The organism is Spiribacter onubensis, from assembly GCF_040838425.1.
In the GTDB taxonomy this organism is placed as follows: Bacteria; Pseudomonadota; Gammaproteobacteria; order Nitrococcales; family Nitrococcaceae; genus Spiribacter; species Spiribacter onubensis.
Map to the genome: position 1 here is coordinate 1 of NZ_JBAKFI010000009.1, position 15,442 is coordinate 15,442.

Sequence of the window (15,442 nt, forward strand, 5' to 3'; positions counted from 1 at the left end):
GATAACGTGCAGATGACGGTCTCGCTGATCGCGCCGATCGCGATGGAAGAGGGCCTGCGCTTCGCGGTCCGCGAGGGCGGCCGCACCGTCGGTGCCGGCGTCGTCTCCAAGATCCTCGAGTAATCGGATTTCGGCAGCTGCCTCGGTGCGTGGGGTTCCATTACCCCGCGCGCTGGCGTAGACTGCCGAGTTCGCCGTTTGACGGCCGGTCAGGGGCGACACTAGGCCAGTAGCTCAATTGGCAGAGCAACGGTCTCCAAAACCGTAGGTTGGGGGTTCGAGTCCCTCCTGGCCTGCCACTTTATCCGGCCACCAACAGCGTCACGGGTTCCATGAGCGCAAACGATCAGACCGCCACCACCACCGGGATGGACAAGGCCAAGCTTACGCTGGCCGCCGGTGTATTCCTGGCGGGCGTGGTGGGGTTCTATCTGCTTGAAGGGCAGTCCGACCTGATCCGCGTCATCGGCATGGTGGCCGTTGCCGCCCTTGCCATCGCCATCGCCATGACCAGCCAGCCGGGCCGCAACTTCTGGGCCTTCGCCCGCGAGGCGCGCCAGGAGCTGCGCCGCGTCGTCTGGCCCACGCGGCAGGAGTCCATCCAGACCACGCTCATCGTGCTGGTGATGGTCTTCATTGTCGCCCTGCTGCTCTGGCTGATGGATATGTTTTTCATGTGGGGCGTTGGTGCCCTGGTACGCCCTGGAGGCTGATCACTCATGGCAAAGCGCTGGTACGTCGTACACGCGTACTCCGGTTTTGAGAACCAGGTGAAAAAAGCCCTGGAGGAGCGCATCAAGCGCGCCGATATGGAAGATGCGTTCGGCGAGATCCTCGTGCCCACCGAAGAAGTGGTGGAGATGAAGGAAGGCCAGCAGCGCCGCAGTGAGCGCAAGTTCTTCCCCGGCTATGTCCTCGTGCAGATGGACATGACGGACGACACCTGGCATCTGGTCAAGGATGTGCCCCGGGTCATGGGCTTCATCGGCCCGTCCCGCGGCCGCCCGGCGCCGATCTCCGATGCCGAGGCCGACCAGATCCTCAATCGGGTGCGCGAGGGCGTCGAGAAGCCGCGGCCCAAGGTGCTGTTCGAAGTGGGCGAGGTGGTGCGCGTCACCGATGGCCCGTTCAACGACTTCAACGGCGTCGTCGAGGAAGTGAATTACGAGAAGAGCCGGCTGCGCGTGGCCGTGCTCATCTTCGGCCGCTCCACCCCGGTGGAGCTCGACTTCAGTCAGGTCGAGAAGGCCTAGCAACGGCGGTCCGCCGCCCAGGGGAGCCAGGGTGAAAGCCCCTGGCGCTACCACCCACACCAGGAGTCCAGCCAATGGCAAGAAAAGTCGAAGCCTACATCAAGCTGCAGGTCCCGGCCGGGGCCGCCAACCCGAGCCCCCCGGTGGGCCCGGCGCTGGGTCAGCACGGCCTCAACATCATGGAATTCTGCAAGGCGTTCAATGCCGCCACGCAGGAGATGGAGAACGGCCTTCCGATCCCGGTGGTCATCACGGTCTACTCCGACCGCAGCTTCACGTTCGTCACCAAGACGCCGCCCGCCGCGGTGCTGCTCAAGAAGGCCGCCGGCATCAAGTCCGGCAGCGGGACGCCGAACACCAGCAAGGTCGGCACCGTGAACCGTGAGCAGCTCGAGGAGATCGCCCAGACCAAGTGGCCCGATCTCAATGCCGCCGACATGGATGCCGCCGTACGCACCATTGCCGGCTCGGCCCGCAGCATGGGCCTCGACGTGGAGGGGGTGTGACGCCATGGGCAAGTTGACCAAACGCCAGAAGGTATTCGAAGAGAAGATAGATCACGATCGGCTCTACCCCGCCGAAGAGGCCTTTGCCCTGTTGAAGGAGCTGGCCACGGCGAAGTTCACCGAGTCGGTGGACGTGGCCGTCAACCTCGGCATCGACCCGCGCAAGGGTGACCAGATGGTCCGCGGCTCCACCGTGCTGCCAAACGGCACCGGCAAGACCGTGCGCGTGGCGGTGTTCGCCCAGGGCGCCAGCGCCGAGGCCGCTGAGGCCGCCGGCGCCGACACCGTCGGCATGGACGACCTCGCCGAGCGCATGCAGGGCGGCGAGATCGACTACGACGTGGTCATCGCCAGCCCCGACGCGATGGGCGTGGTCGGCAAGCTCGGCCGCCTGCTCGGCCCGCGCGGGCTGATGCCCAACCCGCGGGTGGGCACGGTGACCGCCGATGTCGCCGAGGCGGTGCAGAACGCCAAGGCCGGCCAGGTGCGCTACCGCGCCGACAAGGGCGGACTGATTCACTGCAGCCTGGGCAAGGCGGACTTCGATCCGCAGGCCCTGGCCGAGAACCTGCGGGCGCTGATCAGCGACCTGCAGAAGGTCAAGCCGGCTTCCTCCAAGGGGGTCTACCTCAAGCGCGCCACGGTCTCGACGACCATGGGGCCGGGGGTGCCGGTGGATCTGAGCCCGCTGACCTGAGGTCATCGGGCTTGATGCGCGGCCACTCGAGGGTGGCCGCTGGCTGTCGTCATAGACGGCCGTCGAAGACCGTTCGGTGCGGTTCGCCGCATAAAGGCCCCCGGGCCGCCAACGGTAGACGGTGTGCCGGACAGGATGGGTTTCCTGCACGGGATCACCGTTACGGGGTGGAAGGGCCGAGGCCCGGAAGCCATTACCAACCGCCGTTCCAGGAGGCATTTGAATGGGCGTAAGTCTGGAACAGAAAAAGCGGATGGTGCAGGAAGTCGCTGAGGTGGCCGGTCAGGCCCATTCCGCGCTGGCCGCGGAATATCGGGGCCTGTCTGCCGGCGAGATGGATACCCTGCGGGTTCAGGCCCGTGAGGCCGGTGTCTACGTGCGTGTGGTCAAGAACACTCTGGCCAGGCGCGCGGTGGAAGGCACCGAGTTCGAGTGCATGACCGATGAACTTCAGGGTCCGCTGCTGCTCGCATTCTCGCAGGAAGATCCCGGCTCGGCCGCCCGTGTTCTGAAGAGTTTCTCGAAGGAACACGATCAGCTGGTCGTGACGATGCTGGCCGTGGGTGGGGAGAAGTTCCCCGGCTCGGAAATCGACCGGCTCGCCACGCTACCGACCTACGACGAGGCGATCAGTCGCCTCATGGCGACCATGAAGGCGCCGGTGCAGAAGTTTGCCACGACCCTCAACGAGGTCCCCGGCAAGCTCGTGCGTACCGTCGCCGCCGTCAAGGACGCCAAGCAGTCGGGCTGATGCGACCCCTGTCGCTGCCGTTTGCACACTCAACTATCGAATCAGCCAGGAGACAAGACGATGGCCGTTTCAAAGGAAGACATTCTCGAGACCATTTCCAACATGAGCGTCATGGAGGTCGTTGACCTCATCGAGGCCATGGAAGAGAAGTTCGGCGTCACCGCGGCAGCCGCCGTGGCCGCAGCCCCGGCCGCCGGTGGTGGCGAGGCCGAGGCCGCCGAGGAGCAGACCGAGTTCGACGTGGTCCTCTCGGGCTTCGGCGACAACAAGGTCGCCGTCATCAAGGCCGTGCGTGCCGCCACCGGCCTGGGCCTCAAGGAGGCCAAGGAGCTGGTGGAGGGCGTGCCCGCCCCGGTGAAGGAAGGCGCCTCGAAGGAAGAGGCCGACGAGCTGAAGGGTCAGCTCGAAGAGGCCGGTGCCACTGTCGAGCTCAAGTAAGGGCTTGGTGGCAGCAACGCCGCGGGTCGGCGTTGACGGGGCTGGTGGCCGATTCGGCCACCGGCCCCTTGGTGTTTGCAGGCAGACCGTCCGGGCGGAATCCCGGCGCGGCCGACGTGTCCAAGTCTGCGGGGTCTTGCATCCGGCAAGTCTCCGAAGCCTTGCACACGGCGGAACCCAACCTGGTTGAGGAACCTCGATGGCCTATACGTTTACTGAAAAAAAGCGCATCCGCAATGACTTCGGCAAGCAGCCGAACATCCTGGATGTCCCCTATCTGCTGGCCTCGCAGATCGAATCCTATCGGGATTTCCTGCAGCTGGACCAGGACCCGGACGGCCGCGACGGCAAGGGCCTGCATGCGGCTTTCGATTCGGTCTTCCCGATCGAGAGCTACTCTGGCAATGCCCGTCTGGAGTACGTCCGCTACCGCATCGGCGAGCCCGCCTTCGATGTCAAGGAATGCCAGCTCCGCGGCCTGACCTATGCCGCGCCGCTGCGCGTGCTGGTGCGCCTGGTCATCAACGACAAGGACACCCGCACGGTCAAGGACATCCGCGAGCAGGAAGTCTACATGGGCGAAATGCCGCTCATGACGCGTAACGGCACGTTCGTGGTCAACGGCACCGAGCGGGTCATCGTCCAGCAGCTGCACCGCTCGCCGGGCGTTTTCTTCGACCACGACAAGGGCAAGACCCACAGCTCCGGGAAGCTGCTGTTCTCCGCGCGGGTGATCCCCTATCGCGGCTCCTGGCTCGACTTCGAGTTCGACCCCAAGGACTCGATCTATGTGCGCATCGACCGCCGCCGTAAGCTGCCGGCCACGGTGCTGCTGCGCGCGCTGGGCTATGACAACCAGCAGATCCTGGATCTGTTCTTCGAGAAGAATACCTATCATCTGCGCAAGAAGGGCGCCGACCTCGAGCTGGTGCCCGAGCGCCTGCGTGGCGAGACGGCCACCTTTGACATCAAGGACGGCGACGGCAACGTCATCGTCGAGTCGGGCCGGCGCATCACCGCCCGCCACATCCGCCAGATGGACAAGGCCGCGCTGAAGAAGCTGCAGGTGCCGGACGACTATCTGGTCGGCCGCATCCTCGCCGAGGACGTCATCGACAAGTCCACCGGCGAAGTGCTCGCCGCGGCCAATACCGAGCTCACCGAGGAGCTGGTCCAGACGCTGCGCGACAACGGCGTGAAGACCTTCCGGGTGCTGTTCATCAACGATCTCGACCAGGGGCCGTACATCTCCAACACCCTGGCCATCGACACCACCACCACGCAGCTCGAGGCGCTGGTGGAGATCTACCGGATGATGCGTCCCGGCGAGCCGCCGACCAAGGACGCCGCGGAGAACCTGTTCGCCAACCTCTTCTTCAGTGAGGATCGCTACGACCTCTCCGCCGTGGGCCGGATGAAGTTCAACCTGCGCGTCGGCCGCGACGAGGTCGAGGGCAGTGGCGTGCTCGACAACGACGACATCCTCGCCGTGCTGCACGAGCTCATCAACATCCGCAACGGCAAGGGCACGGTCGACGACATCGACCACCTGGGCAACCGCCGTGTGCGCTGCGTTGGCGAGATGGCCGAGAACGTCTTCCGGGTCGGTCTGGTCCGCGTCGAGCGCGCCGTGCGCGAGCGCCTCAGCCTGGCCGAGAGCGAGGGGCTGATGCCCCAGGAGCTCATCAACGCCAAGCCGGTGGCCGCGGCGATCAAGGAGTTCTTCGGCTCCTCGCAGCTCTCGCAGTTCATGGACCAGAACAACCCGCTCTCCGAGGTCACCCACAAGCGCCGCGTCTCGGCGCTGGGCCCGGGCGGCCTGACCCGTGAGCGGGCCGGCTTCGAGGTGCGCGACGTCCATCCCACCCATTACGGCCGGGTCTGCCCCATCGAGACGCCGGAAGGCCCGAACATCGGCCTGATCAGCTCGCTGGCCTGCTATGCGCGGCTCAACAGCTACGGCTTCCTCGAGACGCCGTACCGCCGTGTCGAGGACGGCCGGGTCACCGATCATGTGGAGTATCTCTCGGCCATCGAGGAGAGCCGCTACATCATCGCCCAGGCCAACGCCCGTATCGACGAGAACGGCCGTCTGGTGGACTCGCTGATCTCCATCCGTCACCAGAACGAGTTCGGCATGTCCTCCCCGGACAAGGTCCAGTACATGGACGTCTCGCCGAAGCAGATCGTCTCGGTGGCCGCCTCCATGGTGCCGTTCCTCGAGCATGACGACGCCAACCGCGCGCTCATGGGCTCGAACATGCAGCGCCAGGCGGTGCCGACGCTGCGCGCCGAGAAGCCCGTGGTGGGCACCGGCATGGAGCGGGCCGTGGCGGTGGACTCCGGCGTCACCGTGGTGGCCGACCGCGGTGGCGTTGTCGACCAGGTGGACGCCGCCCGCGTGGTGGTCCGCGTCAACGACGACGAGACCCAGTCGGGCGAGCCGGGTGTGGATATCTACAACCTCACCAAGTACACGCGCTCCAACCAGAACACCTGCCAGAACCAGAAGCCGCTGGTGCGCCCGGGCGACCGGGTGGCGCGGGGTGACGTGCTGGCCGACGGCCCGTCCACCGACATGGGCGAGCTGGCGCTGGGCCAGAACATGCGCGTCGCCTTCATGCCCTGGAACGGCTACAACTTCGAGGACTCCATCCTCATCTCCGAGAAGGTGGTCGAGGAGGATCGCTACACGACGATCCACATCGAGGAGCTCACCGCCGTGGCCCGCGACACCAAGCTGGGCCCGGAGGAGATCACCGCCGACATCCCCAACGTGGGCGAGAGCGCGCTGGCCAAGCTCGACGAGTCGGGCATCGTCTACGTCGGCGCCGAGGTCAAGGCCGGCGACATCCTGGTCGGCAAGGTCACGCCCAAGGGCGAGACCCAGCTCACGCCGGAGGAAAAGCTCCTGCGGGCGATCTTCGGTGAGAAGGCCTCGGACGTGAAGGACACCTCCCAGCGCGTGCCCTCGGGCATGGACGGCACGGTGGTTGACGTCCAGGTGTTCACCCGCGACGGCGTCGAGAAGGACGCCCGGGCGCTGTCCATCGAGGCCGATGCGCTCGCCGACGTGCGCAAGGACCTGGATGACCAGTACCGCATCTTCGAGGACGACGCCTTCGCCCGCCTCGAGCAGGCGCTGATCGGCCGGGTCGCCGACGGCGGCCCGGACAGGCTGAAGGCCGGCACCGAGATCACCGCCGAGTACCTGCAGGGGGTCGACCGGCAGCGCTGGTTCGAGATCCGCCTGCGCGACGAGGGCGCCATGGCGCAGCTTGAGGCCGTGCAGGCCCAGCTCAGGGCCCAGCGTGAGGCCTTCGACGAGCGCTTCGAGGAGAAGAAGGCCAAGATCAGCGCCGGCGACGACCTCGCCCCCGGCGTGCTCAAGATGGTCAAGGTCTACCTCGCCGTGAAGCGCCGCATCCAGGCCGGTGACAAGCTCGCCGGCCGCCACGGCAACAAGGGTGTCATCTCCCGCGTGGTGCCGGTGGAGGACATGCCGTTCTCCGCCGACGGCGAGCCCATCGACGTGGTGCTCTCGCCGCTCGGTGTGCCCTCGCGCATGAACATCGGGCAGGTGCTCGAGGTGCATCTGGGCTGGGCCGCCAAGGGCCTGGGCCGGCGCATCGCCGAGATGCTCGAGGCCCAGAAGGCGGTCTCCGAGCTGCGCGACTACCTCGGCCAGATCTACAACTCCAGCGGCAAGCAGGAGGACCTCGACAGCCTCACTGATGACGAGATCATCGAGCTCTGCGAGAACCTGCGCGCCGGCGTGCCCATGGCCACCCCGGTCTTCGATGGCGCCAACGAGGGCGAGATCAAGACCATGCTGCGGCTCGCCGGGCTGCCCGAGTCGGGCCAGGCCCAGCTCTGGGACGGCCGCACCGGCGAGGCCTTCGACCGGCCGGTGACCGTGGGTTACATGCACATCCTCAAGCTCAACCACCTGGTCGACGACAAGGTGCATGCCCGCTCCACCGGGCCGTACAGCCTGGTCACCCAGCAGCCGCTGGGCGGCAAGGCGCAGTTCGGCGGCCAGCGCTTCGGCGAGATGGAGGTCTGGGCCCTGGAGGCGTACGGCGCGGCCTACACGCTCCAGGAGATGCTCACGGTGAAGTCCGACGACGTCGCCGGCCGCACCAAGATGTACAAGAACATCGTCGATGGCGAGCACCAGATGGAGGCGGGCATGCCCGAATCCTTCAACGTGCTGGTCAAGGAGATTCGCTCCCTCGGTATCGATATCGAGCTCGAGCAGGACTGAACGGGTAGCCGATATGAAAGACCTACTGAATCTGTTCAAGCAGCCGGGCGCCCAGCTCGACGATTTCGACGGCATCCGCATCGGACTGGCGTCGCCGGAGAAGATCCGGTCGTGGTCGTTCGGTGAGGTGAAAAAGCCGGAGACCATCAACTACCGGACCTTCAAGCCGGAGCGCGACGGGCTGTTCTGCGCCAAGATCTTCGGCCCGGTGAAGGACTACGAGTGCCTCTGCGGCAAGTACAAGCGCCTCAAGCACCGCGGCGTGGTCTGCGAGAAGTGCGGCGTCGAGGTGACCCTGGCCAAGGTGCGCCGCGAGCGCATGGGCCACATCGAGCTGGCGAGCCCGGCGGCGCACATCTGGTTCCTGAAGTCGCTGCCCTCGCGCATCGGCCTGCTGCTCGACATGACCCTGCGCGACATCGAGCGCATCCTCTATTTCGAGGCGTTCGTGGTCATCGAGCCCAATATGACGCCGCTCAAGAAGGGCCAGCTGCTCAGTGACGACCAGTACCTGGACGCCATGGAGCAGTACGGTGACGAATTCGACGCCCGCATGGGCGCGGAGGCGGTGTTCCACCTGCTCAAGAACCTCGACCTGCGCGAGGAGACGGATACGCTCCGCGAGCAGATGGACGCCACCAACTCCGAGACCAAGATCAAGCGCCTGTCCAAGCGCCTGAAGCTGGTGGAGTCGTTCCTCGAGTCGGGCAACCGCCCCGAGTGGATGATCATGACCGTCCTGCCGGTGCTGCCGCCGGATCTGCGGCCGCTGGTGCCGCTGGATGGTGGACGCTTCGCCACCTCCGATCTCAACGATCTCTACCGCCGGGTGATCAACCGCAACAACCGCCTGCGCCGGCTGCTGGACCTTTCCGCGCCGGACATCATCGTGCGCAATGAAAAGCGCATGCTGCAGGAGTCGGTGGACGCGCTGCTGGATAACGGCCGTCGCGGCCGGGCCATCACCGGCACCAACAAGCGCCCGCTGAAGTCGCTGGCGGACATGATCAAGGGCAAGCAGGGCCGCTTCCGGCAGAACCTGCTGGGCAAGCGCGTCGACTACTCCGGCCGCTCGGTGATCGTGGTCGGTCCCACGCTGCGTCTGCACCAGTGTGGCCTGCCCAAGCGCATGGCGCTGGAGCTGTTCAAGCCGTTCATCTTCTCGCGTCTGCAGCGCCTGGGTCTGGCCACCACCATCAAGGCGGCCAAGAAGATGGTCGAGCGCGAGACCGCCGAGGTCTGGGACATCCTCGAGGAGGTCATCCGCGAGCATCCGGTGATGCTGAACCGCGCGCCGACGCTGCATCGCCTGGGCATCCAGGCCTTCGAGCCGGTCCTCATCGAGGGCAAGGCCATCCAGCTGCATCCGCTGGTCTGCCCGGCGTTCAACGCCGACTTCGACGGCGACCAGATGGCGGTGCATGTGCCGCTGTCGCTGGAGGCGCAGCTCGAGGCCCGCGCCCTCATGATGGCCACCAACAACGTCCTCTCGCCGGCCTCGGGTGAGCCGATCATCGGCGCCTCCCAGGACGTGGTGCTGGGCCTCTACTACATGTCGCTGGCGCTGGAGAACCAGCCCGGCGAGGGCATGAGCTTCTCCGACCTCAACGAGGTGCACCGCGCCTACGAGAGCGGCAAGGTCGGCCTGCAGGCCCGTGCCACCGTGCGCATCCACGAGGTGGTGGTCGACGATGAGGGTCATCGCAGCGAGGCCACCAGGCGCTTTGACACCACCGTGGGCCGCGCGCTGCTCTATGGCATCGTCCCCGAGGGCCTGCCCTTCGGGCTGGTCGACCGCGACATGACCAAGAAGGCCATCTCCGAGGTCATCGACCAGTGCTACCGGCGCCTGGGCCTGAAGGCCACGGTGATCTTCGCCGACCAGATCATGTACCTGGGCTTCCGCATGTCCACCCGGGCGGCGGTGTCCATCGGCATGGAAGACATGGTCGTGCCCGAGGAGAAGGAGCGCATCCTCACCGAGGCCGAAGCCGAGGTGAAGGACATTGAGGATCAGTATGCCTCGGGCCTCGTGACCAACGGCGAGCGCTACAACAAGGTGGTCGACATCTGGTCGCGGACCAACGACGAAGTGGCCACCGCCATGATGGACAAGCTCGGCAAGGAGACGGTCACCGACCACGAGGGCAACGAGGTGGTGCAGAAGTCCACCAACTCGATCTTCATGATGGCCGACTCCGGTGCCCGTGGCTCGGCGGCGCAGATCCGCCAGCTCGCCGGCATGCGTGGCCTGATGGCCAAGCCCGACGGCTCCATCATCGAGACGCCGATCACCGCGAACTTCCGCGAGGGCCTGAACGTCCTGCAGTACTTCATCTCCACCCACGGCGCCCGGAAGGGCCTCGCCGATACGGCGCTGAAGACGGCCAACTCCGGCTATCTCACCCGTCGTCTGGTGGATGTCTCGCAGGATCTGGTGGTCACCTCCGACGACTGCGGCACCCATCGCGGCCTGCGCATGACGCCGCTCATCGAGGGCGGCGACGTGGTCGAGGCGCTGGGCGAGCGCGTGCTCGGCCGGGTGGTGGCCCAGGACGTGGTCCAGCCCGGCACCGGCAAGGTCCTGGTGGATCAGGGCACGCTCCTCGACGAGCGGCTGGTCGAGCAGATCGAGAGCGAGGGCGTCGATGAGATCTGGGTCCGCTCGCCGATCACCTGCGAGACCCGCCACGGCGTGTGCTCGGCCTGCTACGGCCGCGACCTGGCCCGTGGCCACCGCGTCAATGTGGGTGAGTCCGTGGGCGTCATCGCCGCGCAGTCCATCGGCGAGCCCGGCACGCAGCTCACCATGCGCACCTTCCACATCGGCGGCGCCGCCTCCCGGGCGGCGGCGGTGAGCAACGTCCAGGTCAAGTCGGCCGGGACCGTGCGGCTGCACAACCTCAAGACCGTGGCCCATCACTCCGGCAACCTGGTCGCGGTCTCCCGCTCCGGTGAGATCACCGTCATGGACGAGGCCGGCCGGGAGCGCGAGCGCTACAAGGTGCCCTACGGCGCGACCATCGCCGTGGCCGACGACGAGGCGGTCGAGGCCGGCCAGATCGTCGCCAACTGGGATCCGCACACCCATCCCATCGTCACCGAGGTGAAGGGCCGGCTGAAGTTCTACGACTTCGTCGAGGGTGTCACGGTGAACCGCGAGACCGATGAGGTCACCGGCCTCAGCAGCCTGGTGGTGACCGATCCCAAGACCCGCGGCACCGGCGAGCATACCCGCCGCAGCACCGGCGAGAAGGTCGCCTACAAGGACCTGCGGCCGGTGGTCAAGCTGGTGGACGAAGAGGGCAACGACCTCAACCTGGCGGGGACCGACATTCCGGCGCATTACTCGCTGCCGGCCGGCGCCATCGTCAGTGTCGAGGACAACGCCGAGGTGGATGTCGGCGACGTCATCGCCCGTATCCCGCAGGAGTCCTCCAAGACCCGTGACATCACCGGTGGTCTGCCGCGGGTGGCGGATCTGTTCGAGGCCCGCAAGCCCAAGGAGCCGGCGATCCTCGCCGAGACCTCGGGCACGGTGAGCTTCGGCAAGGACACCAAGGGCAAGCAGCGCCTGGTGATCACCACGCCGGACGGCGAGCACTATGAGGAGCTGATTCCCAAGTGGCGCAACGTCACGGTGTTCGAGGGTGAGCATGTCGAGAAGGGCGAGGTCATCTGCGATGGCGAGCCCAACCCGCATGACATCCTCCGCCTGCTGGGCGTGACGGAGCTCGCGGCCTACATGGTCAAGGAGATCCAGGACGTCTACCGTCTCCAGGGCGTGAAGATCAACGACAAGCACATCGAGGTGATCAGCCGCCAGATGCTGCGTAAGGTCGAGATCCGTGACGCCGGCGACACCCGCTATCTGCGCGGCGAGCAGGCCGACTGGGCGCGGGTCGAGGAAGAGAACGAGCGGCTCATCGAGCAGGGCAAGGAGCCGGCGCGCTGGGAGCCCCAGCTGCTCGGCATCACCAAGGCCTCGCTGGCGACCGACTCGTTCATCTCGGCGGCGTCGTTCCAGGAGACCACCCGGGTGCTCACGGATGCCGCCACGCGCGGTGCCCGCGACGATCTGCGCGGTCTCAAGGAAAACGTCATCGTCGGCCGTCTGATCCCGGCGGGTACCGGCTATGCCTACCATCAGGACCGTCAGCGCCAGCGCCGCGAAGCGCCGGCCCCGATGATCCCGATGGCCCCGCAGTTCGGCCTCAGCAGCCCGGCGGCGGCGCCGGATGCGGCGGATCTCTCGGAAAACTAGCAGGAATGGGGCTTTCGGTTGACACCCCGAGGGCCCGATTCTAAACTTAACGGCTTTCGTCAGGCCGGTGTATCCGGCCTGATGTTCGTTGAAGGACTGGAGTCAAACTCTATGGCCACGATCAATCAGCTGGTGCGCAAGCCCCGCAAGCGGCCGCACGAGAAGAGCAACGTGCCGGCGCTGGAGGCCTGCCCGCAGCGGCGCGGCGTCTGCACCCGCGTGTACACCACCACGCCGAAGAAGCCGAACTCCGCGCTGCGTAAGGTCGCGCGCGTCCGGCTGACCAACGGCTACGAGGTGTCCAGCTACATCGGCGGTGAGGGACACAACCTGCAGGAGCACTCCGTGGTCCTCATCCGTGGCGGTCGAGTCAAGGACCTGCCGGGTGTGCGCTACCACGTCGTGCGCGGTTCCCTGGATACCGCTGGGGTCAGCAAGCGCCGTCAGGGCCGTTCCAAGTACGGCGCCAAGCGGCCCAAGGGATAAGCGGGTAGATAGTCATGCCGAGAAGAAGAGAAGTCCCCAAGCGCAAGGTCCTCGCCGATCCGAAGTACGACAGCGAGATGCTGACCCGCTTCGTGAACATGATCATGCGGGATGGCAAGCGCGCCGTGGCCGAGAAGATCGTCTATGGGGCGCTTGACCGCATTGCCGAGAAGAACCCGGGCGATCCCATGGAGGTCCTCGAGACCGCCCTGGAAAATGTCCGGCCGGTGGTCGAGGTCAAGTCCCGCCGCGTCGGTGGCGCCACCTACCAGGTGCCCGTGGAGGTGCGGCCGCAGCGTCGCAACACGCTGGGCATGCGCTGGGTGATCGAGGCGGCGCGCAAGCGCAGCGAGGCCACCATGGGGCATCGGCTCGGCAATGAGCTGCTGGAAGCGGCCGAGGGTCGCGGCAGCGCAGTGAAGAAGCGCGAGGACACGCACCGCATGGCGGAGGCCAACAAGGCCTTCTCGCACTTCCGCTGGTAAACAGGTTCAGGGGTACACGTTTTGGCACGCAAGACACCGATCGAGCGCTACCGCAATATCGGCATCATGGCGCACATTGATGCCGGCAAGACCACGGTCACGGAGCGCATCCTCTTCTACACGGGCATCTCCCACAAGATGGGCGAGGTGCACGAAGGCGCGGCCGTCATGGACTGGATGGAGCAGGAGCAGGAGCGTGGCATCACGATCACCTCCGCTGCCACCACCACGTTCTGGCGTGGCATGGACCAGCAGTACCCCGAGACCCGCATCAACATCATCGACACGCCCGGGCACGTCGACTTCACCATCGAGGTGGAGCGGTCCCTGCGCGTGCTCGACGGCGCGGTCTGCGTCCTTGACGCCAACGCCGGCGTCGAGCCCCAGACCGAGACCGTGTGGCGCCAGGCCAACCGGTACGGCGTCCCGCGCATGGTCTTCGTCAACAAGATGGACAAGATGGGCGCGGACTTCTTCCGCTGCGTCGACATGGTCAAGGAGCGGCTCGGCTGCAACGCCGTGCCGGTCCAGCTGCCCATCGGGGCGGAGGACGACTTCGCCGGCGTGGTCGACCTGATCCGTCAGAAGGCCATCTACTGGAACGAGTCCGACATGGGGGCGACCTACGAAGAGGTCGAGATCCCGGGCGAGCTCGCCGACCAGGCCGCCAGCTACCGGGAGGCGCTGGTGGAGGCGGCGGCCGAGGCCAGCGAAGAGCTCATGGACAAGTACATCGGCGGTGAGGAGCTCAGCGTCGAGGAGATCAACCACGGTCTCCGCGTGCAGACCATCGCCAACGAGGTCGTGCCGGTACTCTGCGGCTCGGCGTTCAAGAACAAGGGCGTGCAGGCCGTGCTCGACGCCGTGGTCGAGTACATGCCCTCGCCGGTGGAAGTGCCGGCCATCGAGGGTGAGCTGGACGACGGCAGCGTCGTGACCCGCGATCCCGACGACGAGGCGCCCTTCGCGGCCCTGGCCTTCAAGATCGCCACCGATCCCTACGTGGGCACGCTGACGTTCTTCCGAGTCTACTCCGGCGTGGTCAAGTCCGGCGACACCGTATTCAACCCGGTCAAGGGCAAGAAGGAGCGCCTCGGGCGTATCGTCCAGATGCACTCCAAGGAGCGTAAGGAGATCGACGAGGTCCGCGCGGGTGACATCGCCGCGGCCATCGGTCTCAAGGAAGTCACCACCGGTGACACGCTCTGTGACAATGCCAACCGCGTCATGCTCGAGCGCATGGAGTTCCCGGATCCGGTGATCTCCGTGGCCGTTGAGCCGAAGACCAAGAGCGACCAGGAGAAGATGGGCATCGCGCTGGGCAAGCTGGCCCAGGAGGATCCGTCCTTCCAGGTGCGCACCGACGAGGAGTCGGGTCAGACCATCATCTCCGGGATGGGTGAGCTCCACCTGGAGATCATCGTCGACCGCCTCAAGCGCGAGTTCAAGGTCGAGGCCAACGTCGGCGAGCCGCAGGTCGCCTACCGCGAGGCCATCCGCAAGCCGGTCGAGGTGGAGGGCAAGTTCGTCCGCCAGTCCGGTGGCCGCGGTCAGTACGGCCACGTCTGGATCCGCATGCGGCCGCGCGAGCGGGGCGAGGGCTACGAGTTCAACAACAAGATCGTCGGCGGCGTGGTGCCCAAGGAGTACATCCCCTCGGTGGACAAGGGCATCCAGGAGCAGATGGAAAATGGCGTCCTCGCCGGCTTCCCGGTGGTTGACCTCGAGGTCGAGCTGTTCGACGGCTCTTACCATGACGTCGACTCCTCGGAGATGGCGTTCAAGATCGCCGGTTCGATGGCCTTCAAGGATGGCTTCATGCAGGGCGATCCGGTGCTGCTCGAGCCGATGATGAAGGTCGAGGTGACCACGCCCGAGGAGTTCATGGGTGATGTCATGGGTGACGTCAACCGTCGCCGCGGCACGGTCCAGGGCATGGAAGACGGTCCCGCCGGCAAGATCATCCGCGCGGAAGTGCCATTGAAGGAGATGTTCGGGTATGCTACCGACCTCCGTTCGGCCACGCAGGGTCGGGCCGCCTACTCCATGGAGTTCGACGGCTATGCCGAGGCGCCCAACAGCATCGCCGAGGAAGTGATCAAGAAGGCCGGCTGAACCGCGGGTTCGGTTGGATCAGGATTTTTTGTATTTGACGGGTAAGAGGTGAGCCGTGTCCAAGGAGAAGTTTGAGCGCAGCAAGCCGCATGTGAACGTTGGCACGATTGGTCATGTTGACCATGGTAAGACGACGTTGACGGCGGCGATGACGAAGGTGCTGGCGGCCGAGTACGGTGG

Annotated in this window: 13 protein-coding genes and 1 tRNA gene; all 14 read left to right on the top strand. The window is 66.0% G+C overall.

Translation table 11 applies throughout. From position 1 onward, the window contains the following. Positions 1-123: EF-Tu C-terminal domain-related protein (locus tag V6X63_RS10360; RefSeq protein ID WP_456154522.1), on the top strand; the 123-nt coding region annotated here is incomplete at its 5' end. 100 nt (positions 124-223) lie between these two features. Continuing rightward, positions 224-299: transfer RNA gene (locus V6X63_RS10365), tRNA-Trp, on the top strand. A 33-nt stretch (positions 300-332) separates the two neighbouring features. After that, a complete protein-coding gene (gene secE, locus V6X63_RS10370; RefSeq protein WP_367978879.1) occupies positions 333-713 on the top strand; it encodes a preprotein translocase subunit SecE in 381 nt (126 codons plus the stop codon). A 6-nt stretch (positions 714-719) separates the two neighbouring features. After that, on the top strand, positions 720-1,253 hold the full coding sequence (gene nusG, locus V6X63_RS10375; RefSeq protein WP_367968119.1) for a transcription termination/antitermination protein NusG: 534 nt from the start codon (positions 720-722) through the stop codon (positions 1,251-1,253). A gap of 74 nt (positions 1,254-1,327) precedes the next feature. Then, complete coding sequence (gene rplK / locus V6X63_RS10380) at positions 1,328-1,759, top strand: 50S ribosomal protein L11 (RefSeq protein WP_367968117.1); 432 nt, start codon at positions 1,328-1,330, stop codon at positions 1,757-1,759. 4 nt (positions 1,760-1,763) lie between these two features. Continuing rightward, a complete protein-coding gene (rplA, locus tag V6X63_RS10385; RefSeq protein ID WP_367978880.1) occupies positions 1,764-2,456 on the top strand; it encodes a 50S ribosomal protein L1 in 693 nt (230 codons plus the stop codon). Between the two features lie 223 nt (positions 2,457-2,679). Further along, the gene (rplJ, locus tag V6X63_RS10390; protein ID WP_367978881.1) at positions 2,680-3,207 is read left to right on the top strand and encodes a 50S ribosomal protein L10; all 528 of its coding nucleotides are present in this window, start codon (positions 2,680-2,682) and stop codon (positions 3,205-3,207) included. A 60-nt stretch (positions 3,208-3,267) separates the two neighbouring features. Further along, positions 3,268-3,645 (top strand): 50S ribosomal protein L7/L12, encoded by a 378-nt coding sequence (rplL, locus tag V6X63_RS10395; RefSeq protein ID WP_367978882.1) that lies wholly within the window; start codon positions 3,268-3,270, stop codon positions 3,643-3,645. 199 nt (positions 3,646-3,844) lie between these two features. After that, on the top strand, positions 3,845-7,912 hold the full coding sequence (gene rpoB / locus V6X63_RS10400; protein WP_367978883.1) for a DNA-directed RNA polymerase subunit beta: 4,068 nt from the start codon (positions 3,845-3,847) through the stop codon (positions 7,910-7,912). Positions 7,913-7,925: 13 nt separating this feature from the next. Further along, positions 7,926-12,176 carry a DNA-directed RNA polymerase subunit beta' gene (rpoC, locus tag V6X63_RS10405; protein ID WP_367978884.1) on the top strand — a complete coding sequence of 1,417 codons (4,251 nt, stop codon included), beginning with the start codon at positions 7,926-7,928 and terminating at the stop codon, positions 12,174-12,176. Positions 12,177-12,287: 111 nt separating this feature from the next. Then, positions 12,288-12,662: a 30S ribosomal protein S12 gene (gene rpsL / locus V6X63_RS10410; RefSeq protein WP_367968109.1), complete on the top strand. Its 375-nt coding sequence runs from the start codon at positions 12,288-12,290 to the stop codon at positions 12,660-12,662. A gap of 14 nt (positions 12,663-12,676) precedes the next feature. Further along, positions 12,677-13,147, top strand: coding sequence for a 30S ribosomal protein S7 (rpsG, locus tag V6X63_RS10415; protein ID WP_367968108.1), 471 nt, complete (start codon positions 12,677-12,679; stop codon positions 13,145-13,147). A 21-nt stretch (positions 13,148-13,168) separates the two neighbouring features. Next, positions 13,169-15,262: an elongation factor G gene (gene fusA, locus V6X63_RS10420; protein ID WP_367978885.1), complete on the top strand. Its 2,094-nt coding sequence runs from the start codon at positions 13,169-13,171 to the stop codon at positions 15,260-15,262. Between the two features lie 55 nt (positions 15,263-15,317). Continuing rightward, positions 15,318-15,442: GTP-binding protein (locus V6X63_RS10425; protein ID WP_367968122.1), on the top strand; the 125-nt coding region annotated here is incomplete at its 3' end.

Excerpts from the sequence above, each read along its gene's own strand:
- secE (WP_367978879.1), top strand. The coding sequence starts at position 333 with ATGAGCGCAAACGATCAGACCGCCACCACCACCGGGATGGACAAGGCC.
- nusG (WP_367968119.1), top strand. The coding sequence starts at position 720 with ATGGCAAAGCGCTGGTACGTCGTACACGCGTACTCCGGTTTTGAGAAC.
- rplK (WP_367968117.1), top strand. The coding sequence starts at position 1,328 with ATGGCAAGAAAAGTCGAAGCCTACATCAAGCTGCAGGTCCCGGCCGGG.
- rplA (WP_367978880.1), top strand. The coding sequence starts at position 1,764 with ATGGGCAAGTTGACCAAACGCCAGAAGGTATTCGAAGAGAAGATAGAT.
- rplJ (WP_367978881.1), top strand. The coding sequence starts at position 2,680 with ATGGGCGTAAGTCTGGAACAGAAAAAGCGGATGGTGCAGGAAGTCGCT.
- rplL (WP_367978882.1), top strand. The coding sequence starts at position 3,268 with ATGGCCGTTTCAAAGGAAGACATTCTCGAGACCATTTCCAACATGAGC.
- rpoB (WP_367978883.1), top strand. The coding sequence starts at position 3,845 with ATGGCCTATACGTTTACTGAAAAAAAGCGCATCCGCAATGACTTCGGC.
- rpoC (WP_367978884.1), top strand. The coding sequence starts at position 7,926 with ATGAAAGACCTACTGAATCTGTTCAAGCAGCCGGGCGCCCAGCTCGAC.
- rpsL (WP_367968109.1), top strand. The coding sequence starts at position 12,288 with ATGGCCACGATCAATCAGCTGGTGCGCAAGCCCCGCAAGCGGCCGCAC.
- rpsG (WP_367968108.1), top strand. The coding sequence starts at position 12,677 with ATGCCGAGAAGAAGAGAAGTCCCCAAGCGCAAGGTCCTCGCCGATCCG.